This window comes from Arthrobacter sp. 10T425 (genome assembly GCF_056393985.1).
On the sequence record NZ_JBFTGZ010000072.1, the window covers coordinates 1 to 477 of the forward strand.

General features: G+C 57.1%; 1 rRNA gene. It reads left to right on the plus strand.

Going from position 1 to position 477, the window contains the following annotated elements:
• Window positions 1-347: 347 nt before the first annotated feature.
• A 5S ribosomal RNA gene (gene rrf / locus AC1DDH_RS20575) occupies window positions 348-464 on the plus strand.
• Window positions 465-477 lie beyond the last annotated feature (13 nt).

Below are 477 nucleotides of genomic sequence, written 5' to 3' on the forward strand. Positions count from 1 at the left end.
TGAGAGGCCCCCAGCCAGACCACTGGGTTGATAGGCCGGATGTGGAAGCGAGGACTAACGACTCGTGAAGCTGACCGGTACTAATAGGCCGATAACTTACACCACACACTCTTCCCGTGAACGGATTCAAAAGACGTTCACACCAKGGGGAGGGTACAAAGAAACAAGACTGCTTGCGTCCACTATGTGGTTCCCAAACAACAAACCCGTCACCGACGGCACGTTGCGACAGGAACAAAACCACAACAAAATAACAACACCACAGCTGCATTCGCTGCAGCGGCCATGTTGTAACCACTAGTTTTCCCCACCCCCGCCAACAGCGGGCACGGTGGCGGAGCAAGGGTTACGGCGGTCATAGCGTGGGGGAAACGCCCGGTCCCATCCCGAACCCGGAAGCTAAGACCCACAGCGCCGATGGTACTGCACCCGGGAGGGTGTGGGAGAGTAGGTCACCGCCGGAACACCATTAACGGT